18 protein-coding genes, 1 tRNA gene and 1 pseudogene are annotated in these 26,916 nt (G+C 55.1%); 7 read left to right on the forward strand and 13 right to left on the reverse strand.

Annotation, left to right across the window (positions count from 1 at the left end; translation table 11 throughout):
• Window position 1: 1 nt before the first annotated feature.
• The 4 genes and pseudogenes from dmul_RS20155 to dmul_RS05930 form a co-directional block, all read left to right on the forward strand.
• Window positions 2-178, forward strand: a complete 177-nt coding sequence (locus tag dmul_RS20155) for a hypothetical protein (protein ID WP_153302750.1) — start codon at window positions 2-4, stop codon at window positions 176-178.
• A complete protein-coding gene (gene smc / locus dmul_RS05920; RefSeq protein ID WP_020878133.1) occupies window positions 175-3,738 on the forward strand; it encodes a chromosome segregation protein SMC in 3,564 nt (1,187 codons plus the stop codon). The genes dmul_RS20155 and smc overlap by 4 nt, the downstream gene beginning before the upstream one ends.
• 172 nt (window positions 3,739-3,910) lie before the next feature.
• Window positions 3,911-4,984: a signal recognition particle-docking protein FtsY gene (gene ftsY / locus dmul_RS05925; RefSeq protein ID WP_020878132.1), complete on the forward strand. Its 1,074-nt coding sequence runs from the start codon at window positions 3,911-3,913 to the stop codon at window positions 4,982-4,984.
• A gap of 200 nt (window positions 4,985-5,184) precedes the next feature.
• Window positions 5,185-5,460, forward strand: a pseudogene (locus tag dmul_RS05930) (HU family DNA-binding protein); the annotation flags it as partial.
• Between the two features lie 147 nt (window positions 5,461-5,607).
• Here the strand turns inward: dmul_RS05930 and dmul_RS05935 are convergent.
• The 11 genes from dmul_RS05935 to mfd all read right to left on the reverse strand — a co-directional run bounded on the left by dmul_RS05935 (window position 5,608) and on the right by mfd (window position 19,488).
• Complete coding sequence (locus dmul_RS05935; RefSeq protein WP_020878130.1) at window positions 5,608-5,886, reverse strand: acylphosphatase; 279 nt, start codon at window positions 5,884-5,886, stop codon at window positions 5,608-5,610.
• A gap of 81 nt (window positions 5,887-5,967) precedes the next feature.
• The gene (ligA, locus tag dmul_RS05940) at window positions 5,968-7,998 is read right to left on the reverse strand and encodes an NAD-dependent DNA ligase LigA (protein ID WP_020878129.1); all 2,031 of its coding nucleotides are present in this window, start codon (window positions 7,996-7,998) and stop codon (window positions 5,968-5,970) included.
• Window positions 7,980-8,750, reverse strand: a complete 771-nt coding sequence (locus dmul_RS05945; protein WP_020878128.1) for a nucleoside phosphorylase — start codon at window positions 8,748-8,750, stop codon at window positions 7,980-7,982. The genes ligA and dmul_RS05945 overlap by 19 nt, the downstream gene beginning before the upstream one ends.
• Window positions 8,719-8,973: a hypothetical protein gene (locus dmul_RS05950; protein ID WP_020878127.1), complete on the reverse strand. Its 255-nt coding sequence runs from the start codon at window positions 8,971-8,973 to the stop codon at window positions 8,719-8,721. The genes dmul_RS05945 and dmul_RS05950 overlap by 32 nt, the downstream gene beginning before the upstream one ends.
• A 109-nt stretch (window positions 8,974-9,082) precedes the next feature.
• The gene (gene glyS, locus dmul_RS05955) at window positions 9,083-11,167 is read right to left on the reverse strand and encodes a glycine--tRNA ligase subunit beta (protein WP_020878126.1); all 2,085 of its coding nucleotides are present in this window, start codon (window positions 11,165-11,167) and stop codon (window positions 9,083-9,085) included.
• A gap of 2 nt (window positions 11,168-11,169) precedes the next feature.
• Complete coding sequence (gene glyQ, locus dmul_RS05960) at window positions 11,170-12,042, reverse strand: glycine--tRNA ligase subunit alpha (RefSeq protein ID WP_020878125.1); 873 nt, start codon at window positions 12,040-12,042, stop codon at window positions 11,170-11,172.
• A 104-nt stretch (window positions 12,043-12,146) separates the two neighbouring features.
• Window positions 12,147-13,211: a GHMP family kinase ATP-binding protein gene (locus dmul_RS05965; protein ID WP_020878124.1), complete on the reverse strand. Its 1,065-nt coding sequence runs from the start codon at window positions 13,209-13,211 to the stop codon at window positions 12,147-12,149.
• Window positions 13,201-13,998, reverse strand: coding sequence for a DNA repair protein RecO (gene recO, locus dmul_RS05970; RefSeq protein ID WP_052018588.1), 798 nt, complete (start codon window positions 13,996-13,998; stop codon window positions 13,201-13,203). Before recO ends, dmul_RS05965 begins: the two co-directional genes overlap by 11 nt.
• A gap of 51 nt (window positions 13,999-14,049) precedes the next feature.
• Complete coding sequence (locus tag dmul_RS05975; RefSeq protein ID WP_020878122.1) at window positions 14,050-15,069, reverse strand: SurA N-terminal domain-containing protein; 1,020 nt, start codon at window positions 15,067-15,069, stop codon at window positions 14,050-14,052.
• Between the two features lie 7 nt (window positions 15,070-15,076).
• Window positions 15,077-15,733: a SurA N-terminal domain-containing protein gene (locus dmul_RS05980; protein WP_020878121.1), complete on the reverse strand. Its 657-nt coding sequence runs from the start codon at window positions 15,731-15,733 to the stop codon at window positions 15,077-15,079.
• A 242-nt stretch (window positions 15,734-15,975) separates the two neighbouring features.
• A complete protein-coding gene (gene mfd / locus dmul_RS05985) occupies window positions 15,976-19,488 on the reverse strand; it encodes a transcription-repair coupling factor (protein ID WP_020878120.1) in 3,513 nt (1,170 codons plus the stop codon).
• 20 nt (window positions 19,489-19,508) lie between these two features.
• On the opposite strand from mfd, the gene dmul_RS05990 reads away from it, so the two are divergent.
• The 3 genes from dmul_RS05990 (at window position 19,509) to htpG (ending at window position 23,892) form a co-directional block, all read left to right on the forward strand.
• Window positions 19,509-19,584, forward strand: a tRNA-Thr gene (locus dmul_RS05990).
• A 673-nt stretch (window positions 19,585-20,257) separates the two neighbouring features.
• Window positions 20,258-21,877, forward strand: coding sequence for a pyridoxal-dependent aspartate 1-decarboxylase PanP (panP, locus tag dmul_RS06000; RefSeq protein ID WP_020876624.1), 1,620 nt, complete (start codon window positions 20,258-20,260; stop codon window positions 21,875-21,877).
• 80 nt (window positions 21,878-21,957) lie between these two features.
• Window positions 21,958-23,892, forward strand: a complete 1,935-nt coding sequence (gene htpG / locus dmul_RS06005; protein WP_234979141.1) for a molecular chaperone HtpG — start codon at window positions 21,958-21,960, stop codon at window positions 23,890-23,892.
• An 85-nt stretch (window positions 23,893-23,977) separates the two neighbouring features.
• Here the strand turns inward: htpG and dmul_RS06010 are convergent, their stop codons facing one another.
• Together dmul_RS06010 and dmul_RS06015 are read right to left on the reverse strand one after the other, a co-directional pair.
• Window positions 23,978-24,847, reverse strand: a complete 870-nt coding sequence (locus dmul_RS06010) for a general secretion pathway protein GspB (RefSeq protein ID WP_020876622.1) — start codon at window positions 24,845-24,847, stop codon at window positions 23,978-23,980.
• A complete protein-coding gene (locus dmul_RS06015; RefSeq protein WP_020876621.1) occupies window positions 24,844-26,784 on the reverse strand; it encodes an ExeA family protein in 1,941 nt (646 codons plus the stop codon). The genes dmul_RS06010 and dmul_RS06015 overlap by 4 nt, the downstream gene beginning before the upstream one ends.
• Window positions 26,785-26,916: the final 132 nt, after the last annotated feature.

A 26,916-nucleotide genomic window follows, 5' to 3' on the forward strand; every position in this document is an offset into this window, starting at 1 on the left:
GATGACACAGCTGATTAAAAAGGCAGGGCCCAAGGCTTTGCCTTTTTCCTTTTCAGCTGGGTTGTTAAACATTCAAGGTGGTCTTCCTGAAAACATCTTGCTCTTAGAGGAAATCAGAGAAACACCGGATAAGCGGGAACTGTGCTTTCCGGAATTTCGGCAGCAGGTTGCGGAATGAGACTTAAAAAAATGGAACTTGTCGGTTTCAAATCCTTTGGTGAGAAATCGGTGATCGCTTTCCCGCCGGGAATTTCCGCCATCGTCGGTCCCAACGGTTGCGGCAAGAGCAACATTGTCGACGCCCTGCGGTGGGCCATGGGTGAAATGAGCGTCAAGCAGCTGCGCGGCAAATCGATGGAGGATATCATTTTCGCTGGTGCGAACGGCAGGCCTCCAATGAACCTGGCCGAGGTTTCCCTGACGCTTTCCAATGAAAACGGGACGGCTCCTGAAGCGTTCAAACATTTTTCGGAGATCATGTTGACGCGCCGCCTCTACCGTTCCGGGGAAAGTCTCTACATGATCAACCGTCAGCCCTGCCGTCTGAAGGATATCCACAATATCTTTCTGGGCAGTGGAATGGGCGCGAAATCCTATGCCGTGATTCAACAGGGCAATATCGGTGCCATCACGGATGCAGGTCCTGAGGAACGACGCTTTTTCATCGAGGAAGCGGCGGGCGTCACCCGATACAAGCAGCGAAAAAAAGAGACCCTCAGAAAGTTGGATGCCACCCATCAGAACCTGTTGCGGGTTCGGGACATCGTGTCCGAGGTCGAACGTCAGATGAAAGGCCTCGACCGGCAGGCCAGGAAGGCCGAGCAGTACCGAAAATATCAGGAAAAGATTCGAATTCTCGACTTGCATCTGTCCATCACAGCGTACGATGGATATTCAGAGCGGATCAAGCAAAACGACGACCGCCTCAGGGGCCTGAAGGATGCCGACATCGCGTATACCACCCGCTTGAACCGATTGAATGCGGCTGTGGAGGAGATCAAGCTTCGGCGGTCGCGCAAAAATCAGGAGATCTCGACACAGCGATCCCATAAATTCGAGCTCCAACGTCGTATCGATCGCGCAGAGAGTGACCTGAGCCATCGCAAGAACGAGATCGATCGCCTGATCCAGGAGGCTGTAAATCTGAGAAAGCTTTACGGGGAACTGGCGTCTAAAAATCAAAAAATCATTGAGGAACGGACGACGGTCGATCAACACAACCAGGCGCTTCGCGAAGAGATCGCACAGATAAAGGATTTGTTGACACAGGAAGAGAAAGGTGCGCTGGCGGTCCGCAACCGGCTCGCGGAACTTCGGGAGGCTGAGGCCCGGTGTAAAAATCATCTGATGACGGTCGTGGGAGAAGAAGCCAAATTTCAAAACATCTGCCGGAACGCCCTCCATAACCAGGAACATTTGAAGCGGCGCTTGAGAAAAATAGATGAGGACGAGGCGCTGGCGTCATCCCGACTCAAAGAGATCGAAACTCAGGCAACCCGGATTCAGGAGTCGCTTTCCCTTTCCCGGAGCGAGATTGGATCCCGGGATCAAAGAATCCTTGAAATCCGTGCATGTATCGACGCGGGGAATCGCACGCTTTCCGATCAGGTCAAGCGCGTTCAAGCGCTTGAGTACGATCGACATCACACGCATTCCCGGCATGCGGCGCTCAAGAAGATGGCGGAAAATTACGAATGGTATCGGGACGGTGTTAAAACCATCATGACGGGTGCCGATCCATCAGAGATTCTTGGCCTGATTGCCGACGTCATCGATCCATCGGCGGGTGTCATACCGGCGATCGAGGCTGTTTTAGGGGAAGCCCTCGAGTATGTTCTCGTCAGGGACGCCGAAGTCGGCGGTGCGGCCATCGATCGCTTACGGGAGGAAAACGCCGGTCGGGGCGGTTTCGTCCCGGTTGCCGCCCTGCGTCAGCCGGATTCATGTCTTCCCGGCGAAACGCCAAACCTGTTATTGAATCACCTCAAGGCTAAATCCGGCTTTGAGGATGTCGTTCACAGTCTTCTGGGGAACGTGGTGCTGACGGATTCCCTGGAAGCGGCGATAGAAAGCCATCGCCGAAATGGAAACGGCGCCACCTTTGTCACCCGGGAAGGCGATGTGGTTTCCCATCACGGGGTAATGATCGGTGGCAGCAGCGACCGCCTCTCGGGCATCCTGATGAAGAAGCAGGAGATGAGCGCTCTGGAAGGTCGCCTCACTGAACTGAATGATGCGCTGGCCGACGCCCGGACCGTCCAGGAGACATTGGAAATCCGGGTCAGAGATTTAGAGAAAAATCTCCATCTGGAAACCGAGGAGAAAAACGAAGCCGTGAAGGCAGCCTTTGAGGCTGAGAAATCCCTGATCAAAGTGACGGAGACGTTGAAGCATGCCGGTCAAACGTTGGAACGCCTGCGAATGGAGCAGGATCAACTTCTGGAAGAGTCGGATCATATTGACGAAGAGATGCGTCGCTGTCATACGGCGTTGTCCCGCACTACGGAAGCGGTCAAGGCCGCTCAAGCGGAGGTGGTCGATATCGAACGGGACACCGCGGCCGTTTCATCGGATTTCGAAGGGGTCGAAGCGAGAATTGTCGATGTCAAACTTCGCTTGACGGCACGGACGGCGGCAATGGAAAATGGTCTCAATGCCGCTCGACGCTTGAAGGAATTTCAGGCCGACGGAGACATTCGGCTGGAGCAATTGCTGAAGGATATCGAAATCAAGGAAGGGAAGCGCCGAGAGATGAAAGCCGGTCTGGCGACGCTGGAATCGTCCTTACAGGGTCTGCATGAGGAGATCCGGCGTTTGGATGAGGTGCTGAAAAGCAGCGAAGCGGATTACGAGGAGACCGAAGCCCTCCTGAGAGCACGCGGTGATTTGATTTCAGAGGTGCAGGGTTTGCGAAATGAGACCGTCGACAAGATTCGGACGATTGAGATGGAACAGTCTCAGCTTCATATCAAGCGGGAGACCGTCGAAAGCCGAGTGGCGGAGCGTTACCAACGTCCTCTGGCAGCCTTTCGTCCCGAACTCGCCGATCTTGATTTGGGTCGCGGCATGACCGTGGACGAAACGGCGGCGGCCCTTGAGGAACTCCGACGGAAGTTGGAGCGGATCGGGGATGTCCATTTGGGGGCCATCGATGAATACAAGGCACTCACCGAACGGCATGAATTTCTGAAGACGCAGCAGGCGGATCTTGTAAAGGCCGTGGATGACCTTCATAAGGTGATCCGAAAAATCAACCGGGTTTCCCAGGACAAATTTCTGGATACTTTCGCCAGGATCAACGAAAAGCTGGAAGAGGTCTTCCCACGCCTCTTTTCAGGCGGTTCCGCCAGGCTGATCCTGACGGAACCGAACGATCCGCTGGAGACCGGCGTAGAATTCATGGTGCATCCTCCGGGGAAGAAGCTGACCCGATTGACGTTGCTGTCCGGCGGAGAGAAGGCCTTGTCGGCCATTGCCTTCGTGTTTTCCATTTTTCTGATCAAACCGGCGTCCTTCTGCATCATGGACGAGATTGACGCCCCCCTGGACGAGGCCAATGTTTATCGTTTCAACGAACTTCTCAGGATCATCGGTGAAAATTCACAGATCATTATGATCACCCATAAAAAGAAAAGCATGGAATTTGCCGATACCTTATTTGGTATCACCATGGAGCAAAAAGGTGTCTCAAGGATCGTTTCGGTCAATCTGGAAGGCCAGGCAGCACCGTTCAACTGAACGTCCTTTCCGGCGCCGAGACCGCCGGCATGTCTGAGCGGCGCACTTTCAGGCATGGACTCAGAGAGCGCCGCCATCGGAATATGCCGCGCCGGTACCGGCGTCCGCCGAGGATATCGTCAATAAATCAAGAAAGACATCGTCAATAAATCAAGGAGGATCGCGTCTGACCATGGGATGGTTTAAAAAGAAAAACAAGCAGGATCAAAAGGACGAAACAACGTCCAGGCCCGTTGAAGGCCAAGCTGATGAGATCGAAAATCGTCATTCACGTGCGGATGTTTCATCTCCGGATCACCGGGACTGCGACCCATCGGATGAGGATGCCGGGAGAAAAAAATCAAAGGGATTTTTTCGGCAGTTGAAACGGGGACTCTCCAAAACCCGGGATGTTCTCACTACCGATATCGACGAGTTGTTTCGCGGCAGGAAAAAGCTGGATGCGGATCTTCTTGAAGAGATTGAGGAACTCTTGATCACATCGGATATGGGGGTTGAGACAACCATGACGCTCATCGATCGGATTTCCAAAAAATCAGGAGGGATATCCAACGCCAAAGAGTTGAAGGCGGTCTTGAAGGCCGAGGTCTGCGCCTTGATGGCCAAGCCCGCTCCGGCAACAGCCTCTCCTCGAAAACCCCATGTCATTATGGTGGTGGGCGTCAACGGCGTCGGAAAGACGACGACAATCGGAAAACTGGCTGCCCGATTCGCCGGCGAAGGCAAGGGGGTCATTATCGGTGCGGCAGACACCTTTCGGGCGGCGGCCGTTGAACAACTGACGATTTGGGCCGAGCGGGCGGGGGTGGATATTGTGAAACATCGAGACAACGCCGACCCGGCGGCCGTGGCTTTCGACAGCGTCGAGGCGGCAACGGCCAGGGGAAAGGATATTGTCATTATCGATACGGCCGGGCGACTTCATACCAAAGTCAATCTTATGGAGGAACTCAAGAAAATCAAGCGTGCCGTCGCCAAGAAACTCCCCGACGCACCCCATGACATCTACCTCGTCATCGATGCCACAACCGGCCAGAACGCCCTGTCCCAGGCAAAGCTTTTCAACGATTCCATGGGAATCACCGGTTTGATACTGACGAAGCTGGACGGCACCGCCAAAGGCGGGGTCGTGATCGGTATCTGCAACACCCTGGATATTCCCCTGACCTATATCGGGGTTGGCGAAGGCGTGGATGACCTGCAAAAATTCGATCCCGAACAATATGCAGAGGCGCTCTTTAGTTGATATTCAAGAATTTGTAAGCCATGATTGTTGTAAATCCTTAGGCGAAGGCGATCCATAGACAAGAAGTTGAAAAAAGTGTTGATTGAAGCGGTTTTAGGTTGACAACCCCAACAAGCTACTGTATTCAGCTGACAATTGCAGTGCTTAAATGAAACGGCGGACAAGACGGTGTTCAATCAACACGGGGGGCAAGGAGACAGCACATGACAAAAGCGGATTTGATCGAAAAAATTGCTGAGGATACCGGTATCTCTAAAGCAATGGCGGCAAAGGCTCTGGAGTCGTTCATCGAGGGTATCGGTCAGGCCCTCAAAAAAAAGGACGGGAAGGTGACCCTGGTTGGATTCGGCAGCTTTTCCAAGATCCGACGGAAAGCCCGGAAGGGCCGCAATCCACAGACCGGCGAGGCGATCCGAATCAAGGCCTGCAACGTCGTGAAATTCCGGCCCGGCAAAAAACTCAAGGACGCCGTTTGACGACATAAAGAACGGAGAAGGGTTTATAGAGACACCGAAATTCCAAGAACGACCCAATAAAGAACGACCCAATAAAGATCAGAAGCTTTCCCCAGCAGGTGTGCCTGTCCGAACATCAGCCCGACAGGCACTTGTCTTGAATATTCGTCAATAGATGATCTTAAAATCGATGAATCCCTCCCGCGCCTCATCCCATTTGACGTCGATATCATCGACACGGGCGCTGGGGGATCCTTTTTTACACCATTCCAGCATGGCGGCGACCGCTTCCTGGGTGCCTTCGAAAACCGCTTCCACCGTTCCCTCCGGCCGATTTTTCACCCACCCCTTGATCCCGTGAGCGACGGCGGCCCGATGGGTTTCCGCCCGAAAGAACACGCCCTGGACCTTTCCTGAAATAATGACATGAGCTCTGGTGCCTTTCATTTTTCCTCCCTATGTTTCCGAGGTATACAGGGACAGACGCCCTGAACCGTTTTTCGTCAGCCCGGTTTCGGATTCCTGCGATTACAGAAGGTTTTGCAGGTCCGACTCGTCGATGATTTCAATCCCCAGCGTCTTGGCTTTGGCCAACTTGCTGCCGGGATTGCTGCCGACAACGAGGTAATCCGTCTGCCGGCTGATAGTCCCGGCCACTCTGCCGCCCGCGGCTTCTATGCGTGCTTTTGCTTCTATGCGGGTCATGCTTGCAAGGGTTCCGGTCAGAACGAATGTTTTGCCCACCAGGCGGCCCGATGCCGGATCATCCGTCATTATAAGAGAGACACCGCTTTTCAGCAATCGCTGAACAGCTTCCTGGTTTTCCTTCTGGTCAAAAAAATGCCGTACAGCGCCGGCAATCTCCAATCCGATCCCGTCGATCCGGGCCAACTCTTCGGTGGATGCCGCCGTGAGACGGTCAAGGGTTTTAAATTGTCGGGCCAGGATTTCGGCGGTGTTTTCACCGACATGACGGATGCCAAGGGCATATAGAAAACGGGAAAGGGGAAGGCGCCGACTGGCTTGAATGGCCTTGACCAGATTTCCGGCGGATTTGGGTCCCATTCGATCGAGCTGCGACAAGACAGCTTCATCCAGATGGAAAATGTCCGCATAGGAGCGGATCAATTGTCGATCCACCAACTGGTGGATAAGCTTACTTCCCAGTCCATCGATGTCGAAGGCGCTTTTGGCGGCAAAATGACGGATTTTCCCCTTGATCTGGGCTGGACAGTTGACGTTGATGCATCGGGTGACAGCCTCTCCTGGAATGCGTTTTGCCTCAGCGCCGCAGATCGGACAGGTCCGGGGCATGTCAAAAGGAAGTTCATTCCCGGTCCTCAGGGATGCAATGACCTTGACCACCTCCGGAATGACGTCTCCGGCCCGTTGGACCAGCACCGTATCGCCGATGCGAACGTCCTTGCGGCGAACCTCGTCCTCGTTATGAAGGGTGGCGTTGCTGACGGTCACGCCGCCGATCGCGACGGGTTCGAGTCGTGCGACGGGGGTGAGTGCCCCGGTGCGTCCGACCTGGATGTCGATATCGAGTACTTTTGTGGTTTCCTGAACGGCGGCGAACTTATAGGCGATGGCCCAGCGCGGCGCCCTGGCCTTGTCCCCCAGCCGCTGCTGGAATTCAATGCGGTCAACCTTGATGACCATGCCGTCGATGGCGTAGGGCAATTCGTGGCGGATCCGCTCCAATTCATGGAATCGGTTGAGAACCGCCTTGAGTCGGAGACCGTTTCGCACAAGTGGATTGACCGGAAACCCCAACTGTTTCAGGGCGAGAAGCAGTTCTCCGTGGGAATAAACCCTGAGGCCGTCGACATTTCCGATGCCGTAGACGAAGAATTTGAGAGGGCGTCTTGCCGTCACCTGAGAGTCGAGCTGCCGAAGGGAGCCCGCCGCGGCATTCCTGGGATTGGCGAACACAGGGAGCCCTTCTGCCGCGCGTTCGGTATTGAGCTGTTGAAAACCCCCGACATCGATGAAAACTTCTCCGCGCACTTCGATTCGTCGGGGGATGTCCCCCGAGCCCCGACTTAAAAGGATCAACGGGAGGGATCGGATGGTTCGAGCGTTTTCGGTGATCACCTCGCCGGTGATCCCGTCACCCCGGGTCGAAGCCATGACCAGTCTGCTGTCTTCATAAACCAGCTCGACGGCTACACCATCCATTTTGGGTTCGGTGACGTAGAGAACTTCGTCCGGAATGTCCAGCAGGCGTTTGACCCGGGCGTCGAATTCAATCACGTCCGCATCGTTGAAGGCATTGTCGAGGCTCAGCATGGGGACGGAGTGGCGCACCGTGGCGAATTTGGAGAGGGGTGGCGCGCCTACCCGCGCGGTGGGCGAGCCGGGATCCGCCAATGCCGGATAGGCTGTCTCCAGGTCGATGAGCTCCTGCATCATCCGGTCGAATTCGGCATCGGATATCTCCGGATCATCCAGAACATGGTACCGGTGGTTGTGGTAGTGGATGGCCTGCCTGAGCGCTTCGGCCCGACGGACAACGGATTCTGGAACATTCGGGACTACAGGGGATTCTGGCATAGGTCTTTCATCGCCTCGATGAGCGTTTGGCGGCTTTCGCGGAACCGGTCGAGCTTGAAGCCGGGCTTCCAGGAAAGGGTCGTCAGTTCGTCGGAAACCACGAGGACGGCCCCAATCTGAATGCCTCGGTAGCGTCCTGCGGTGAAGAGGGCCGAGAGTTCCATTTCCACTGCCAGAGCGTTTCTGGCCTGAAATTCGGTCACTTTTTCGGGCGTTTCCCGGTAAATGGCGTCGGTGGACCAGACCAATCCCTCCAGAAAATCGCAGCCCCGGCCCGTCAGAACGGTCTTGATTCTTCGGTTCAGTGTTTCTGACGGACGGGCGGTGTCCAGGAGCGATGCGTCGTATCCCAGTGAGGTTCCTTCGTCGATGATGGCTCCGGTGGGGACGATGATGTCGCCGATGGTCGCTTTTGGAGAAATGGCGCCGCACCATCCCATAAAACAGATCTCCCGGGCGCCCCAGGCGATCAAAGGCTCCAGGAGCATGACCGCGTAAGGGGCGCCGACCACCGGACCGATGACGGCATACCGCGCATCGGCGTCCAGGAACAGGCGGCTCATCAATAAGCGGCTCGGGTGCTCCGCGGCGGGAAGGATGCGAACCAGACGCTCGAAGTCGGGTCCGCTGCTGATCATCATCGCAAGCGGGCCGAGTTTTGGGGACTTTCGTCCGACGATCGGGCGGACAATGGCGGTCTTCGAGTTCTTCAAAGGCGCTTCAGACGGGTCCGGAAAGGTTTGACAGTTCATCCTTGATTTCGTCGATGGTGTCATAGAACCAAAGAATATCTTCGATGGAAAGGCGGCCGGCCTTGACCGGCGCCCGTTCCGTTCCGTCTTTTTTTGTCAGGATCCGAGGACCGATCTGTACCTTGGGTTCCCCATCTCCATATTGGTTGATGGTTACGATCAAACCGGTTTCTTCACATTTCCATTTCTTCAGAACTTTGTCTTTCGAGGGATCAAAAGCCATAACAACTCCTCAATACGGTGTTTGTTTCATGTGCTCAACTTTCGACTTTCGTAGGCCGTTTCCTCCCGGCACCGCTTTCCGGTCACCATCATGAAAGTCGAAAGTTGAGTCATGTGGATATTTTGGAAAAATCGGCGAATCGTTCAAACATCTTTGCAATCTTTCGGAGCAGGGCAAGGCGGTTGTTGCGGCGCCCGATATGATCCGTCATCACCATAACGCCGTCGAAAAAGGCGTCCACCGGGTTCTTGAGGGATGCAATATCGAGGAGCGCCTCCTCGAAGCGGCCTTCCGACAACCGATGTTGAACACGGTCGTTTACGGTCTTGAAGGCGGAGAAAAGCCCGGATTCGCTATCGTGTTCGAACAGGCTTTCGTCCACTCCGGAAAGATCGGCTCCCTCGGCGTCGCTTTTTTTGATGATGTTCACAACCCGCTTGAAAGCCGCCGCCAGAAGATCGAAGTCGGTTTCGGCCTTGAGTTTCTCGAGAGCCGCAACGCGTTTCCAGACATGGGGAATATGATCGATGGAGATGTCGGTCACCGATGCGATAACGTCCCTGGAATAACCGTCCTCTTCAAGGATGTGTGCCATACGTCCCTTCAGGAATCCGTAGACCGCGCCGGCGGTCTCTTCGGCAGGCCGCGTACTCACGTCGGCGAAGGCGGCTACACTTCGATCAATCAGTGCTTCCAGGGAAAACGAGAAGTCGTAGGCGTTCATGATCTGCAGGATCCCTATGCCTTGACGTCTTAAAGCGTAGGGGTCGGAGGCGCCGGTGGGGGCCAACCCGATGCTGAAGCACCCGCAGATGGAATCGATCTTGTCGGCGACGGCGAGCGTCGCACCGGTCGGTGAAGAGGGTAGGGGCCCCCCGGAGTATGTGGGGCGATAATGTTCTTCAATGGCCGTCGCCACCGCATCCGGCTCTCCGGCGAGCGTGGCGTAGATGCGTCCCATGATGCCTTGGAGTTTGGGGAATTCGATCACTACCTGGCTGACCAGGTCTGCTTTGCATAGCCGGGCTGCCCGGGAAACGTCCGCCTTGAGGTCGCCATCAAGGACAGTGGTGTCGGCGATGAATTCGGCCAGTTGCTGAACGCGCCGGCATTTGTCGTAAACGGAACCCAATTGGGCCTGAAAAAGAACCTTTTTCAGCTTCTCGACCCATTTCTCCATGGGAGTGGCCGTATCCCCTTTGAAGAAGAAATTTGCGTCGGAAAGTCGGGCTCGGATGACGCGTTCGTGGCCGGTGGTTACCAACGCCATATCCCGCGCTCGAGTATTGTTGACAACGATAAAACAGGGCAGGAGTTTCCGTTGATCATCCACCACTGCAAAATATTTTTGATGTTCTCGCATGGCGGTGATGAGTACCTCGTCCGGAACCTCCAGAAAGCGGTCGTCGAATCTGCCGACCGAAACCACCGGAAACTCGATGAGATTCTTGACCGTATCAATCAGTTCCGCATCCGGGAGAATGACGCCGCCCAACGCCTTGGCCGTCCGGGAAATTTCCTCTGCGACGTGTTTTCGGCGCTCGTCAAGATCCGCTATCACGTCCGCGCGTCTCAACGCATCGATATATTCGCCGGGATGATTGATCCGGATCTTGCCGGGGTGCATGAAACGATGTCCACAGGTTTGGTTTCCGCTTTGTACGTCTCCGTAAACAAAGGGGATGACATCATTGCCGAGAAGGGCGAGGATCCACCTGACGGGACGGGCGAAGGTCACGTTCAGTTCACCCCATTTCATGCTTTTGGGGAAGGGTATCGCTGCTATGACGTCCGGTAGTATGCCGGACAGAATTTCCCGGGTAGGGCGGATCGTCTCGATCTTATCGGCGCAGAGATAACTCCCTTTGTCCGTTTCCTTGATGCGGAGGTCGTCAATGGAAACCCCGGCTTTTTCGGCGAATTTGACGGCGGCCATGGTCGGCTTCCCGGCATCGTCGAAGCCGATCTTCCGCGGGGGGCCGGTCAGTTCCGTCACGAGAGGTGTCTGAGCGGCCGCCACATCGACGATTTCAACGGCAAGTCTTCTCGGGGTGCCGTAAACGATTGCGGCGCCGTGTGTGATGCGGGCATGGGTCAGCTGCCCCGTCATCAATGCGGAAAAGGCCTGCAAGGCGGGCTCGATATAGCCGGCCGGGAGTTCTTCCGTTCCGATTTCAATTAATAACGTATCCATTTTTATCCCTTTTGCAGTAACGGGAAACCCATCTCTTCCCGTTGTTTCAGGTATGCTTTGGCACAGGCCCGGGTCAGATTTCGTATTCTCGCGATGTATCCGGTCCTTTCGGTCACGCTGATGGCACCGCGGGCATCCAGCAGGTTGAAGGTATGAGAGCATTTCAGACAGTATTCGTAAGCGGGAAGTACCAGGGATTGTTGAATGATGCGCTCGGCTTCGGCCTCGTAAGCATTGAAAAACCTGAAGAGCATGTCAACGTCGGCCACCTCGAAATTGTAGGTCGATTGCTCTACCTCCTGCTGGTGATGGACGCGACCGTAAGTGATTCGGTCATTCCATTTCAGATCGTAAACATTGTCCACCCCTTGTAGATACATGGCGATGCGCTCGAGACCATACGTCAGTTCCACCGGAATGGGATGAAGCTCGATGCTGCCGCAAAGCTGAAAATAAGTGAACTGAGTGATTTCCATACCGTCCAGCCAGACCTCCCATCCCAGGCCGGACGCACCCAGGGTAGGGGATTCCCAGTCATCTTCCACGAACCGGATATCGTGCTCCAGGTAGTCGATACCCAGGCGCTTCAGACTTTCCAGGTAGAGCGCCTGAATGTCATCCGGAGAGGGTTTCAATATGACCTGATACTGGTAGTAATGCTGCAGCCGATTGGGATTTTCACCATATCTTCCGTCCGTCGGACGCCGTGACGGCTGAACGTAGGCAACGTTCCACGGCTCCGGCCCGAGTGACTTCAGAAGGGTATTGTGGTGAAAGGTCCCGGCACCTACCTCCAGATCGTAGGGCTGGGTCACGACGCATCCCTTTTGCCCCCAATAGGTATTGAGTGATTGAATAATATCCTGAAAATTCATTATGTTACCTCATTGAATGGTCGTTTGATATCAGCCGCTCGCCCCCGGTCCGGAATCTTGGATCACCCGGCACTGAAAACGGTGCAACGTCGGGATGGGTTTTGCTATCGACAGCTGTACAGGAGGCCGTCCGAATCGATTTTCACATCCAGGAGACGAGCGTCCTGCCGTTCGGTCAGGATCTTTTCCCACACATCCCTAAGCCTGTCAATATGTGCCGTTTGCCCCAACGCCCACATGCATCCCCCGCCGCCCGCGCCGGTAAATCGGGCGCCGCAGCCTTCCTCCCGGGCGGCGTCGGCAAGTCTGTCCGCAGTAACGTCCATAACCTCGGGGGTCATCTCTTTTCTGATCAGGGTTTCACGGTTCATGGCTTCGACGGCATCCTGAATGTCCTGCCGTTTGAGCGCATCGGTGAATTTTTGCGTGCAATGGATGATTTCCGCCCACCGGTCTCGGTTGTTTCCGGATATGAATGCCTTTACCCAACTCTGATTGATGTTCTTCGACTCGTGAGGAATCCCGCAGTAGGCAAGCAGGAGATGGTTTTCAAAATCCTGGAGGGCGCTCTTCCTGAAGATGGCGTCCTTTTCGAACACAGCCTCCTTGACACGCCCATGCCACCGCCAGGCGTTGATCCCGCCGTAGGCCGCGGCCAATTGGTCCTGGAGGCCGCAGGGAACGCCGGCGACGCTTTCCTCCAGGGCATGGGCCAGAATTGCGATCTCACGGCGGTAGAGTTGCCGGGAAACGCCGATGCGGGTGAGAACGTTCGAAAATGCCGCAATAAGGGCGACGGCGGCGACGGACGAACCGCCCAGTCCGCTTCGTGGAGGAGAGGTCGAGTCTATCCGGATGTGGACGCCTTCGGCTTGGAAATAGGCTGCGATGGCGAATATCAGACCCATGGGATGGTCAAAAGGAGCGCTGTCGACGGGGTACTCGGCATCGGCAAAGCCTGTTGACGAGACCTTGACCACGGGTGCATCATAGGGCAGCAGTCGGACGTGCGTTCTCAGGTCTATCGCGATGTTGAACGTCGACGGGTTGAGGTGACGAAGCGGATAATAGAAGGTGCTGATATCCAAGGTGCCACCCATGTCGATTCGACAGGGCGCGGAGGTCTTCACCGATTCCGATTCCAAATAACGCTTCAGATTAACCGACATGATAACTGCATCCTTCCTTTTTTCTATTCCGAATATGTTTGAGAAACACCAGACTCCGGGGGGCATGCCCAAGATGATGGGGGAGGAACGCCTCGAGAAAACAAGCGCATTCTTCCAGTAAATCCCGGGTGAACCGGATCCGTGACGCTTTGAGGATATCCGCCGTTTCCAACCAGAGCAAAATCTTGACCGCCCCCTTTGAAAGCCGGTACGGCCCGAGGGTTCGTGAGACGCAATCCCCGCAGATCAAGCCGCCGGATAAGATGTCGACGGCAAGCCCACGGGGAGAGACGTCATCGAGGTGTGTCCTGCAGGTCTGACAATGGGTCAATTCCGGGAAAAACCCGGAGAGCCTGGTGAATTTCAGCTGGAAAAGCACATGGAGAACCGCTTTGTCCATCATGTCCCGGTCGAGCGCGGTTAGAGCCTGGTGGAGAAGCGGATAGCCGTTGGGTTTCTGGACGGCGCCTTCCTCCGGGACGATGCCGGCTATTTCGCTCCAATAGCTGGCATAGGCCGTCTTACGAAGATCGGTGCGGATTGTTGCCAGAGGATCCACCAGGACAGCCTCGGAGAGCAACGAAAGGTTGCCGGATCTGGTTTTCAACACGACCTTGAGCACGCTGAGGGGCTCAAGCGTACCCGAAAAGCGTCGGGCGTCTTTTCGGGCGGATTTGGCGAATACGGAGATCTTGCCGTGGTCCGGCGTGAACAACGTCAGGATCAAGTCATGATCGCCGTAAGGGATTCTCCGGAGCATGATTGCCGATGTGGAAAAATTCTCCATTTTCAACTTTTTGAAAAAACAGGAAAAATAACCGAATGCTGTCGCCCCGGTTTAACGGATAATCTTGATCAGGGATTTTTCCCTCAAATCTGAAAGCCAGGATTGAAATTCCTTGTTGACGACTTCGTTGTAAAGCTTTTCTTCGATCTCCGGTGCAGCTTCTTCAAGGGATCTCCCCGGGGAGTTGGTGATGTTTTCGATATAAAACAGCTGATATCCCTGGGGTGTTTCCAGAATATCGGTGATATCGCCGGCGTCCTTGTCGGCGAGAATGGACTGAAGCGTCTCGTTGATTTCTCTGAATTCAAACTCTCCGAGATATCCCCCCTTTTCGGCCATGGGCGATTCCGAATGTCGTCCGGCCAGGTCGGCAAAGGATTTTCCCGCAAGAAATTCCTCTCGGATGGACGCCATTTTTTCTCTTACAGCCGCTTTTTCGGCCTCATCGGCCAGTGGAGAGACCGTCAGGATAATGTTTCTGAGGTGATATTTTTTTTCGAAACGATACTCATCGGCATGGGTTTCGAAATAATCGGCGATGTCGTCTTTGGTGATCACGATTTTGGATTTGACTTCCAGATTGACCAACTTGGTCCTGAGGATCTGCTCTTTTACACGCGTCCGGTATTCGGGGAGGGTCATCCCCTGCTGTTTGAGGGCCTCGATCAGGTCTTCTTCGGTTCTGAACCCCCGTTCCTTGATCCGTTCGACGGCGTTGTCGATCTCTTTTTCGCTCACCGTGATATTGAGCCGTTTGATCTCCTGGTCGGTAAGCTTCTTGTCGATCAACTGGTTGAGAACATCCTCCCTCAGTTTGTATTGTGCCGCGATTTCCTGATCCCCGGTGTACCCAAGAGCGTGCATACGCTCCAGATAAGGGATCATTTCCCGGTTCAGTTCATACAGGGAAATCACATCATCATTAACCACCGCGGCGATGCGGTCGATGATCTTGGATTCCGCCCGGGCGTCCGATGTGCCGACGATCAGCAGATAAAGCCCAACGAAGACGGCAAGGTATACCCCACACCCGATAAACCGTTTGCAGGGAATGATTTTTTCTTTGAACATTTGTGTCTCACTTGGATGAAATTGTCGGTTGCCGGTTAAGGATATGGTGCACTGCCGCGTCATTGACGTCGACAGGATATTTCCGCCGAAGCTTCCTGATCCAGGAAGGATAGGCGGCTTCCACACCGTCTCTTTGTAATCGTTCTTCCGTCTTTCTGTCAACATCGGCGACTCCGGGAGCAACGATTTCCGGGATAGCGATATCCTTTTGGAGCAGTTTGTCGATGAGCAGCCGTGTTTTCAGCTCGTTACGCCAACTCCGGAAGGAAACGGCGGATTCCAGAAGGGTCTTTTCGAATTCCCCCGGCGGATAGGCTTGTTGAATAGCCTGAACGGCGGCCTCCGTCTCCTGGGGCGATATACGGATTCCCGTCTCCCGCGCTCTCTCCAGCATGACGGCCCGAATCATGAGTTCCTTGAAAATATCCTGTCTGACCTGCTTCCACAACACGGGATCTGCGATAGCATCGCCGTAGGCGATTTTCTGAAAATCGAAGGACTGATCGAAATCTGCTTCGGTCAGGACGGTCCCGCCGATTCGAATGAGATACGCCGACGTTTCGGTTGGATTTTCCGGGGAGCATCCAACGCACGAACATTCAAGAGCGATGATGAATATGAGAAAAAGAAGGGGATTCGCTTTTAGGCGGGATTTCGGAGCCATGCCTCACTTGTGTTTCTTGTACTTGGGGTTACAATCAAAAAAACATTGTGGAACCGGAATTCGACGGCGTCCTCGTGTTGACGTTTCCATTGCGGAGGGGCCGGGTGTGCTTCCTGCGGTATCCGGAAAAGGATGGCGGGCGATGTCCTTCTCCCGTCTTCAGGCATGAAGGCTCAGACGGCATCCGGCATTGTGACCTGAACACCAGCGGTTGTTCGCGGTTCGCCGGAGGGTCGAATCGTTCAGCCGTTAACACGCCGGGTAATTTCTTTCAAGATATTTTTTGTTTGGGTCAGCCGGCTGCCGATGGAATGGCCGGAAAGCTTCACTTTCAGGATCTGGTCAGGCGTAAAGGTGAATCGGTCGGACCGTTCGGTGATCAGGTCTACTATACCGAAGGGATTTTTCTGGTGCGCTTCGGAAAAGTGGATTGACAGCGCGTTTTCCAGAAAATCGAGGCGCTTGACGCCGGCTTTTGTCGCAAGGATTTTCAGCATCATCTTGAGAAGAAGGTTTCCGGTTTCATCGGGCATGGAGCCGAAACGATCGATCAATTCCGTCCGAAAATCGGAGATCTCCTTCAGGGTGCTCATCTTTGACAGGCGCCGATAGGTGTTCAAGCGCTGATCAATATCCGGGATATAACCCTCGGAAATGAAAAAGGACATGGGAATGTTGATTTCCGGCTCCAGGGGCGTCGATATCGGCTCTCCTTTCAACTCGGCGACGGCATCCTCCATCAGCTTCAGAAACATGTCGTACCCGACGGCGGCGATATGACCCGACTGGGAGGCGCCTAAAATGGTGCCGCCGCCTCGGATTTTCAAATCGCTCATGGCGATCTGGAACCCCGATCCCAGATCACTGTGCTCCATCAATACCTTCAGGCGCTTCTGTGCGTCTTTGCTGAGGCTGCTCTCTTCCGGAATGAAGAGATACGCGAAGGCCTGCTCCTCGCCCCGTCCGACACGTCCTCTGAGCTGATAAATCTGGGCAAGGCCCAAACGATCGGCGTGGTTGACCAGGATGGTGTTGGCCGCCGGGACGTCGAGACCGGATTCAATGATGGTCGTGCAGATCAGCATATCGATTTCCTGGTAGAGAAAGCGCAGCATGACTTTTTCGAGAAGATCTTCACCCATTCTGCCGTGGGCGATGTCCAGGCGGGCTTCGGGAACGATTTTTCTGAGCCGATCCGCCATCCGGTCAATGGTTTGGATGTTGTTGTGAACAAAGAAGATTTGTCCCTTCCGCTTCAGTTCCTTCCGGACGGCGTCCCGGATAATGCTGTCTTCGAGTTCCGAGATGTAGGTGATGATGGGCCGGCGCTGCTCCGGTGGGGTCGAGATGACGGAGATGTCGCGGATTCCCGTCAATGACATGTGCAGTGTTCTCGGAATAGGGGTGGCGGTCAATGCCAGCACGTCCACGGTGCTTCGAAAGGATTTCAGCCGTTCCTTGTGCTTGACCCCGAAACGCTGTTCCTCATCGAGAATGATCAACCCCAGGTCTCTGAAGGCAATGTCTTTCTGAAGCAGTCGATGGGTTCCGATCACGATATCCACGCTGCCGGCGGCAACGCCTTCGACGATCGTTCGCTGTTCCTTCATCGAGCGAAACCGGCTCAGGCATGCGATGTTGATGGGGTAGTTCTGAAACCGTTGGGAAAAGGTTTCGAAATGCTGTTCCGCCAACACTGTTGTGGGCACCAGTATCGCCACCTGTTTCTGGTTGAAAACGGCCACGTAAGCGGCCCGAAGAGCGACCTCGGTCTTGCCGTATCCCACATCCCCGCAGATGAGGCGGTCCATGGCGGTTTCTCTCCGCATATCATCGAGCACATCCTCAATGGCTCTGGTCTGGTCAGGGGTTTCGTCAAAAGGAAATCCGGCTTCAAATTCCGCGAGATCAACGGTGGCCAGGTTGAACGCGAATCCTTTGTTTACTGAACGTTCCGCATAGATGTTCAGCAGATCTCCCGCGATCTTCTCGACCGATTTCTTGACGTTGCTTTTGACCGCGTTCCATGAGTTTCCACCCATTTTGTCCAGAATGGGTTCGATACCGTCGATGCCCATATATTTCTGGATCGCGTTCATGCGGTCCACCGGCAGATAAAGCTTGTCGTCATCCTTGTAGAGGATCTCGAGAAAATCGTTGGCCATCCGGTTGAGGGTCAGCTTTTTAAGCCCTTGATATCGGCCGATGCCGTGCTCCGAATGGACGACGAGATCACCGGTTTTCAGTTCCTCCAGGGAGAGCAGCTCTGTCCGGACCTTTCGGGGAGGCGTCTTTCTCCTGGGGGCGGAGGGGCCGAAAATATCCTTTTCCGCAACGACCGAAAAAGCCTCCGAAGGCCATGTGAATCCGGACGAAAGCCGGCCCTTGAGAAGGTAGACCCCGCCCTTGACTTTTCGTGTTTCCGGGAACGCCTCCAGCGAGGTGGGCGCGATGCCGTAAGGGGCGAGAAGGGCGGTCAGCCGTGAGGCGCGGGCTTTGTTGTCGCAGACGAAAACCGTTGTCAGATCATTTTTCCGCTGTTCACCGATCCAGTCCGGCAAGGGAGAAAAGGGCTGTTCGCTTTCCCTGGTGCGAACGAGCTTTTCCCTGAAGAACGTCGTGTCCGATATGGAAAAATGGTATCGAGCCGCCATGTCGGAACCGGAAGAGGCGGTGAGCGGCAGAAGTCTCAAATCCAGACGACGCCTGCCGGCGAGACGCTCCCGGATGTCCGCCCATTCGAGATAGAGTTCCCGGGGCGCCACGCATATCCTGTTGTCGGCATTCGCCGCGGCGAAGCTTTCCGCGGCCTGGGTAAGAGCCTCCTCTGCCGCGGTTCTGAGCTCCGCGGGCTCGGCCAGGACAAAGAGCGTGTCGGGGGGGATGTATTCGAAAAGGGTGTCCAGCCGGGGGTAGACGAGGGGCAAAAGTCCTTCGATTCCCGGGAAATGCCCCTTCGTTTTGATGTTGTCGATAAGCTCCCGGGTGCGACCGGCAGGGATGTTCAGCCGGTTTGCCTGCTTCCGGATTCCGGCGATGATATCGTTGATTTTATCCGGTTTCAGGATGGCTTCCTTTGCCGGAAGGATGACGACCTCCTCGACCGCATGGCGTGTGCGTTGGTTTGTGGATGAGAAAAAACGGAGAGATTCAACGAGGTCGCCGAACATTTCGATGCGGACCGGCTCTGGATATGTCGGCGAAAAGATGTCGATGATGCCGCCTCTCACACAAAAATCTCCCGGTTCCTCCACTACTGCTGTTTGCGTGTATCCCCCGGCGATCAATTTGGCCGTTAGCTGATCCCGATCCAATTCCTCCCCAACCATGATCAGCTCGGCGAAATCGGTGAGTGCAGATTTTGGGATCAGCCTTCGTTGCAAGGCGTCGATGGTCGTTACCATGATGTGGGGGAGCCGATCGACGGTCTGTCGATAAAGGGTTCGAAGGCGTTCCGCCGTGGTGCTGTTGTGGTAAGCAACAAATTTGAAGGGCGACAGGTTGTAGGGTGCGAAATAGAGCAGATTCTGGTCGGTGTCTCCGAAGAAAAACGAAAAATCCTCGATGAACCGCTCCGCATCCCTGGCCGAAGGCAGAACGACCGTGATGGGGACCGGTTTTTCCCGGAAGATGCGGCCGATCAGATAGGCCTTGCAGGGGGCGGGAAGTCCGGCGCATTCGGCGGCGGTGTTTTTGCCGATGCGTGAGATGATGGTATCGATGGAAATTTTTTCTTGATTTTGTTTCATAAGCATATTAATAGAGAGCTTCCTATGCCGACGTAGCTCAGCTGGTAGAGCAGCTGATTCGTAATCAGCAGGCCAGCGGTTCAAATCCGCTCGTCGGCTCCAATAAAATATTCAAAGCCGTTTCGAGAATATATCGCTCAAAACGGCTTTTTTTGTTCTTTTCTCTGCGCCCATCCCACTGTGCCGCCCATCTCTTTCCCAGAATCTATACCATAAAACAAATGGGAGTCAAAGGCAGACATATCCCTCTTCAGGTAATCTCCCGAAATGCGGTATGGGTGTCCATACGATCGATGGGTATGATGAATCCGGAATCAGGATGATGGGTTCGAAGAAACTGTTGCATTTGAAGAAAAGATAACGGAAAATTAAAAATGTTGGCGTGAGCAAAGAGGATACTCAACTTTCGATTTTCATAGGCCGGCACCGGGAGGATACGGCCCACGCCCCACGCGGTTTCGTTCAAGTGCCGCTAAAGCTTGCTCCGGGCGGCCCGGAAACTCGCTTGCGCTCAAACAGTCCGGGCCGCTGATCCGCCGCGGCGCTCAAGCGGCACTAAAACTCACCGCTGAAGGGGCGCGGACCGTATCCTCCCGGCACCTGTATCCGGTTACCATCATGAAAGTCGAAAGTTGAGGAGGGTATTGAAATGTGATCCAACGGACGGCGTTCAGGCCTCCAGCGGATATGTGCGTTCTCCCGGGCGGGCATCCGACAGGTCAAATCTTTGCGGTCCTGGGTGGCACCGCCGCAACATAGAGGAAGGATCTTTGCATTGGTTCAAAAAACGACGGAATTGGTGGCGAACTGGGAAACGCTGCAGCGGATTTTCATACGTCCGGAAGACGAAGCCTCCCGCAGGGCCTTGGTTAAATACATGGAGCAGATCCTTTTCGGTCTCCATGAATTTCTCAGGAAGCATGTCGGCATTACCCGGGAGGCGAGTCTGGAAGAACTTTCCGAAAGGTTCAAGGAAAGCCGGATCTCCGGCCATCCCCAGAAGAAGCTGGCCGACGTCATCAAAGGGATTATCGAGAATATCGCCCCCCATGCGGTCAATGTGGCCTCCCCCTATTTTATCGGTCACATGACATCAGCCATTCCGTTCTTCATGGTTCACCTTCATACCATTACGGCGGCGCTCAACCAGAATGTCGTCAAGATCGAGACATCCAAAGTCGTCTCCATCATCGAACGTCAGGTTCTGGCCAAGCTGCATCGGCTGATTTATGCCAACAGCGGGGCTTTCTATGAGGCCCATATTCAATCTCCCGAAAGCACCTTCGGCGGATTTCTCCACGATGGGACCCTGGCCAATCTGACCGCCATGTGGGTGGCGCGGAACCGTTGTTTTAAACCGAAAGAAGGGTTCAGGGGCATCGAAGCCGAGGGGATAGCCGCAGCCCAGAAGGTTTACGGCGTCGACCGAAGCGTGATTCTGGTCTCGGGGCTTGCCCACTATTCTCTTCGGAAAGCCGGCGGGGTTCTGGGTATCGGCAACGAGAACGTCATTCGCGTAGCGTCGGGAAGGCGCAACCGGATGGATCCCGAATCCCTGGAGACGGTGATCCGTAATCTGAAGGCCGAAAACCCCCGGACGCAGATTCTTGCCGTCGTGGCGATCGCCGGTGCTACCGAAACCGGAACGGTCGACCCTCTCGATGCCATTGCCGACGTCTGTGCCCGGGAGACGCTTCACTTTCATGTCGACGCAGCCTGGGGCGGTCCGACCCTCCTTTCCGACAAATACAGAGGACTGCTCAAAGGGATCGACCGTGCTGATTCCGTTACCATTGACGGCCATAAGCAGTTCTACATGCCCATGGGTTGCGGCATGGTTTTTTTCCGGGACCCGGGAATCATGGATTTGATCGCCTATCACGCCGCCTATATCAATCGACCCGGTTCGGTGGATTTGGGCATTCGATCCCTAGAAGGGAGTCGACCCGCCGCCTCGCTGGTTCTGGGAAGTGCTCTTGAAATCATGGGGACCCGCGGCTATGCCCTGCTCATCGAACACGGAATCGAGACCGCACGCGCCTTTGCCGATGAGATTGATCGACGCCCCCTCTTCGAGTTGGTCACCCCGCCCGAGCTCAATATCCTGACCTACCGGATCTGTCCCGAAGCAATTCGACAGCGATGGGCGGATGCCGGGGCGACGGAGCGAGCCCGATTGATCCGGCAGGTGAATGACCTCAACATTGCCGTTCAGCGCATCCAACGGGAAACGGGCAACAGCTTCGTCTCCCGGACAACCCTGAATCATCTGGATGAAAAAGTGGTGGTACTGAGGGCCGTTATCATGAATCCGATGACGCACATGGGCATCCTACGCGAGATTTTGGACGAGCAGGAGAAGATTTATCGTGGGCTGGCGGTGTCGGATGCTTGACAAACATCTCTCCCCTCCCAATTATTTAAGAAAAAAATTTGATGCAGTTGCAAGTCAATTTTGATGAATCAACGGGAGGAATGATGCAAGCCGGCAAGGAAACACATCAGTTCAAGACAGAGGTCCAGCAGCTATTAAATCTGATCATCAACTCGCTCTATTCCAACAAGGATATCTTTCTTCGCGAGCTCATCTCCAATGCATCGGATGCCGTCGATAAATTGCGGTTCAGGTCACAGACCGATCCCGAGATTCTTGGCGACGATACGGAGTTCAAGATCAGGATCGCCGTTGACCCGGAAGCACGAACGCTTACCGTGTCCGACAACGGCATCGGCATGACGCGCGAAGAGGTTATGGACAACATCGGCACCATCGCCAAAAGCGGCACTGCAGCCTTTCTGGAGGCGCTTGATAAGGTCAGGGAACAGAATGCGCTGGCGCCCGAACTCATCGGTCAGTTTGGGGTGGGATTTTATAGTGCGTTCATAGTGGCCGAGCAGGTAACCTTGATCACCCGGGCTGCGGGATCGGATACGGCGGTCAGATGGACGTCCCGCGGGGACGGGGCTTTCACGGTCGAAGCGGCGGAGAAGCCCGAAAGAGGAACCGACGTCATTCTGAAACTGAAGCCAAAAGAGGAGAGCGACAACGACTACACGGAGGAATGGGTGGTTCGGGACATTGTGAGAAAACACTCCGATTTCGTAGCCTACCTCATTACGATGATGGTGGAGCGGGATGAGCCGATCCCGGAACAGGAACAGATCAAGGACAAGGACGGCAAGCCCATCGGCGGGACCACCCGAAAGGTTCGGGTCGAGGAGACCCTCAACTCGATGAAAGCTATCTGGGCCAAAAACAAGAACGACGTCTCGACGGAAGAGTACAATGAGTTTTACAAGCATCTGAGTCATGACTGGAACGATCCGCTGGCGCATCTCCACGTCAAGCTGGAGGGCGTGACCGAGTACAGTGCCTTGCTTTATGTTCCCGCCAAGGCACCGTTTGATTTGTTTTTCCCGGAGCGAAAGCACGGTATACAGCTCTACTGCAAGAGGGTGTTCATCATGGACGACTGCAGAGAACTGGTGCCGGAGTATTTGCGGTTCATCAAGGGCGTGGTTGACGCACCGGACCTGAACCTCAACGTGAGTCGCGAGATCCTTCAACAGGATCGGTTGGTTCGCAATATCCGTAAAAACCTCGTCAAAAAGGTGCTGGACCTCCTCAAGGGGCTCGACGACACCCGGTATGACACTTTTTACCAGGAGTTCGGTCCCGTACTGAAGGAGGGCCTCCATTCCGACTGGGAGAACAAGGATCGGCTTGCCGAGCTTATTCAATTCAAGACGACCCGTTCCCAGGATAAATTCGTCCGTCTAAAAGATTATGTGGCTAACATGAAGCCGGATCAGGAGGAGATTTATTACATTACCGGCGAAAACCTCACCATGCTGATGAACAGTCCTCACCTGGAGGCACTGAAGGCGAAGGAGTTCGAGGTCCTCCTCATGACCGACCCTGTGGACGAATGGGTGGTTCAATCCCTTACGGAGTATGACGGCAAGAAGCTCAAGAGCGCGGAAAAGGGTGATCTGAAGCTGGGCGAGGGGGATGACGAGAAGACGGATGTCTTCAATGCCCTTTTCGGGCGAATCAAATCCCATCTCGCGTCTCATGTCAAGGATGTCAGGGCGTCATCTCACCTCAAGGCGTCGGTGGCTTGCCTTTCGGGGGATGCTCAAGACATGAGTGCTTACATGGAAAAACTGCTCAAAGCCTCGGGAGGGCATGTCCCGGACACCAAGCGGATTCTCGAACTCAATACAGCCCATCCGGTTATCGAAAAAATCAACACCGTGTTTGAAAAGGATCCGAACGATCCGATCCTCGCGGATTACGGCAGGCTGCTCCTTGACATGGCGATTATCAGCGAGGGAGGAAAAATCGATGATCCGTCCCGGTTCAACCAGATGGTCGGCAACCTCATGAATGAGGCACTCGGCAAATAAAGAGATCCGGCCGGAACGCGCTTTCCGGAGACCCCGAAAAGGGTCGGCACCCCGGGTCGCTTGATACGAAGCGGCTCGGGGTCGGCTACTTCAGCTGAAACCTCAGCTTCCATTTCTCCCCGTTTTGCGTCACAACGATATAGTCCTCTCCAATGGTGCTGATCGTCGCGCCTTTGATGGCACCGCCTTCCTTCAGAATATTGCCGTTGACGACCACCAATCGATTTTCGGGCGCGGTCGACCAGACGAGTGCCTGAATGGCGAGCCCGGCGTCATCCTGTGATTTCAAGGGGATATCTTCATGGCTTCCGGCGGAGGAGCGCGCCGTGACGGGCAAACGGTTTTTTGCCGGCAGGTCTGCATGGACGGGCGGAGCGTCGATTCGAGCTTTCGGGACCGAGCGCGTCTCCTGGATCTGTTTCGAGGGCGGCATCGGAGAAACGGCGTCGGATTGAACCGGTCGATCTGAAGCAACAGGGACCTTTGAGGGCTTGGAGACAGGCGTAGCAAGCGATTTGACCTGCGAACTCACGGGGGGCTTGGCGGTCGACGGAGAAATCGAAGGCGACGGCATCGAGGGCGGTTTAAGGTTTTTCTTATGGTTTTGAGCGGCGTTATCAGGCGAGTTGAAGGCCGGCGGGGGAGGTGGAGAAACCGACAGGTCGATGGAAGAGGGTGCAGCGGTTGACGCATTCGAATCTTCTGCGGCAGGAGCTGCCTTTTCTGGAATGCTTCGGATTTCGAGGACAGGATAACGCCAGAGGGTCCATGAAACAGCCCCTAAAAACATGGCGACAAAAACCCCGAAAACGGTATTTCGAATCAGCAAACCGCGGGATCGCCTCGCCATTTTCCGAGGAACGAGGCCGCGGAGTGACTGGAGAGGGTTCTCTTGCTGTCGGGCGTCCAGGCTTTCCCGCTCGAGCTTCCGAAGCGCTTTCAGTATGGCGCTCAATGGATCGCCTCCTTACCACTGATACCATGGACGGTGTCGAGGCGAGGTATCCCGGCCGCCCCTGTTTCGTTGTAAAGCGCGATCAACGTAAGGGGGCCCACGATACCGTCAACGGGCAGGCCATGCCGGGCTTGAAATTCCCTGACTGCGGTTTCGGTCGCTTCGTCGAAGGCCGGCGTGATCAGTATATCTTTATATCCGATGTCCCTGAGAATCATTTTCAGCGCCGTTACCGACGCCTCCGGTGCATCGAAGGGAATGACCCCGGTCAGCCCCTTAAGATTTTTCCAGGGAATATAGGCAGTTCTCGTCCAGTAAATCCTCAGTTGATCCCATCTTCCGCTTGCCGTGTGGGCCCCGTTTGTAAATTCCATGGTGTCGTCGCCCGCAATCCGAATCAGTGAAAGGAATACCGCTTCTTTCGCGGCAGGAGAACGACATTCAAAAATCACCGGTAAATTCAGGCGACGGATGAGGCCAACATTGAGGTTTGGATCGAGGGTGTGAAGAGAAAGCCCTTTTTCCGCCGCAGCCAACCGGAAAAAGAGCTCTGCGTCATCGATTTCTTCCAGAGCGGGATGGAGATCGGTGTCGGCTTCCCACTGGGTCAGAACAGCCTCGAGCGCCTGCTGACGGGAGGTTGTCCGATCCGTGGCGGCCAGGATTCCCGCGATGTCCTGAGCAGGCGTTTTTTGAAAGGGTTCCGTTTCGACGACAGCCGATTCGGAGGCTGTCGTCGATTCTGCTCCTGTCGGGAGCGGCGTGGGCGCATCAGGCCTGACAGTGGGATCCGCATCCAGCGTCTTGCGGCGCTTCGTTTCCGGAATTGTAAGATTCGGTCCTGCCGACGACGGCATTGCCCTCAGCGCCGCCGGCAACCGGGCCGGCCCGAAGGTTTCCCCGGCCGATTTTCCCCTGGGCGCGGCGTCGGTATCTCTTTGGGTCGCTGTAACCGCGGTCGCGGGGTTCGCCCCCGCTTTTTCTCCGACGTCTTCGAGAGTGAACAGGCGGCGTTCGATGGGCATGTCGAAAGGTTTGTTCAGATGAAAGGCTACCGCCGAAAGAGCGACACAGACGAGAACGGCCGATACCCATGTCCATCGTTTCCATCCCCATCGGGTTTCATGACCGCCGCGTGAAGAGATTTCCTGAATGGCGGCCGCGGTGATCCGGCCTGTGATGTTCCGTCGGCCGAGACCGTAAGCCGTGAGCAGCGCCCGATCGGCGACAATGTTGACAAGCCGCGGTATCCCTCTTGAATAGCGGTATATGGCCTTCAGGGCGTTCCGGGAGAATTTTACCCCGGGCTTTTGAGCGGCGATCTGGACGCGGTGCCTGACATAGTCACCCGTCTCCTTCAGGGTGAGGGGCTTGAGGTGGCAGCTCAGGGTAATCCGTTGTCTCAGTTGGCGCAGTTCGTATGAGTCCAGAACGTCTCTGAGTTCCGGCTGTCCGACCAGAATGATCTGGAGAAGCTTGCTGGTATCGGTTTCGAGATTGGACAGGAGCCGAAGCTGCTCCAGGACGCCCGTGTTGAGGTTCTGGGCTTCGTCAATCAACAGGAGCACGGGCTTAGCCTGTCGCTTTTTTTCGATGAGGAAACGGTTCAGCCCGTCAATCAGATCTTTGGCGCTGTCCGCTGCCGAATCGATGCCGAACTCTTCGTTGATCGTTTTCAACAGTTGCACGGCGTTAAGCATGGGATTGAAGATATAAGCGACTTCAGCGCCCTCTTCCAGACTCCCCAGAAAAGCGCGGCAGAGGGTTGTTTTACCCGTCCCCACTTCGCCGGTAATCTCAACAAAACCGTCACCCTGGGAGACCGCGTAGGTCAGATGAGCCAGAACATCCTCATGGCTTTGGCTCAGAAAGAGATAGGCGGGATTGGGGACGAGTTGAAAGGGCCTCTCCTTGAACCCGAAAAATTTTTCGTACATCTATCCCCTCCGTTGCCTGTATTCTGAATTCGCCGTGGGCGGACCGTCGGGACTGAACGCGGCACGACATGCATCAAGGGCGATGGCGGCGCAACAGGACGGTAGATCGAGGAATGCATCGTTGACGGCAAT

The organism is Desulfococcus multivorans (assembly GCF_001854245.1).
In the GTDB taxonomy this organism is placed as follows: Bacteria; Desulfobacterota; Desulfobacteria; order Desulfobacterales; family Desulfococcaceae; genus Desulfococcus; species Desulfococcus multivorans.

Excerpts from the sequence above, each read along its gene's own strand:
- dmul_RS05980 (WP_020878121.1), bottom strand. The coding sequence starts at position 15,733 with ATGGCTCCGAAATCCCGCCTAAAAGCGAATCCCCTTCTTTTTCTCATA.
- dmul_RS05975 (WP_020878122.1), bottom strand. The coding sequence starts at position 15,069 with ATGTTCAAAGAAAAAATCATTCCCTGCAAACGGTTTATCGGGTGTGGG.
- dmul_RS05965 (WP_020878124.1), bottom strand. The coding sequence starts at position 13,211 with ATGTCGGTTAATCTGAAGCGTTATTTGGAATCGGAATCGGTGAAGACC.
- glyS (WP_020878126.1), bottom strand. The coding sequence starts at position 11,167 with ATGGATACGTTATTAATTGAAATCGGAACGGAAGAACTCCCGGCCGGC.
- dmul_RS05950 (WP_020878127.1), bottom strand. The coding sequence starts at position 8,973 with ATGGCTTTTGATCCCTCGAAAGACAAAGTTCTGAAGAAATGGAAATGT.
- dmul_RS20155 (WP_153302750.1), top strand. The coding sequence starts at position 2 with ATGACACAGCTGATTAAAAAGGCAGGGCCCAAGGCTTTGCCTTTTTCC.
- dmul_RS05935 (WP_020878130.1), bottom strand. The coding sequence starts at position 5,886 with ATGAAAGGCACCAGAGCTCATGTCATTATTTCAGGAAAGGTCCAGGGC.
- glyQ (WP_020878125.1), bottom strand. The coding sequence starts at position 12,042 with ATGAATTTTCAGGATATTATTCAATCACTCAATACCTATTGGGGGCAA.
- smc (WP_020878133.1), top strand. The coding sequence starts at position 175 with ATGAGACTTAAAAAAATGGAACTTGTCGGTTTCAAATCCTTTGGTGAG.
- dmul_RS05945 (WP_020878128.1), bottom strand. The coding sequence starts at position 8,750 with ATGAACTGTCAAACCTTTCCGGACCCGTCTGAAGCGCCTTTGAAGAAC.
- htpG (WP_234979141.1), top strand. The coding sequence starts at position 21,958 with ATGATGCAAGCCGGCAAGGAAACACATCAGTTCAAGACAGAGGTCCAG.
- mfd (WP_020878120.1), bottom strand. The coding sequence starts at position 19,488 with ATGCTTATGAAACAAAATCAAGAAAAAATTTCCATCGATACCATCATC.
- ligA (WP_020878129.1), bottom strand. The coding sequence starts at position 7,998 with ATGCCAGAATCCCCTGTAGTCCCGAATGTTCCAGAATCCGTTGTCCGT.
- ftsY (WP_020878132.1), top strand. The coding sequence starts at position 3,911 with ATGGGATGGTTTAAAAAGAAAAACAAGCAGGATCAAAAGGACGAAACA.
- dmul_RS06015 (WP_020876621.1), bottom strand. The coding sequence starts at position 26,784 with ATGTACGAAAAATTTTTCGGGTTCAAGGAGAGGCCCTTTCAACTCGTC.
- recO (WP_052018588.1), bottom strand. The coding sequence starts at position 13,998 with ATGGAGAATTTTTCCACATCGGCAATCATGCTCCGGAGAATCCCTTAC.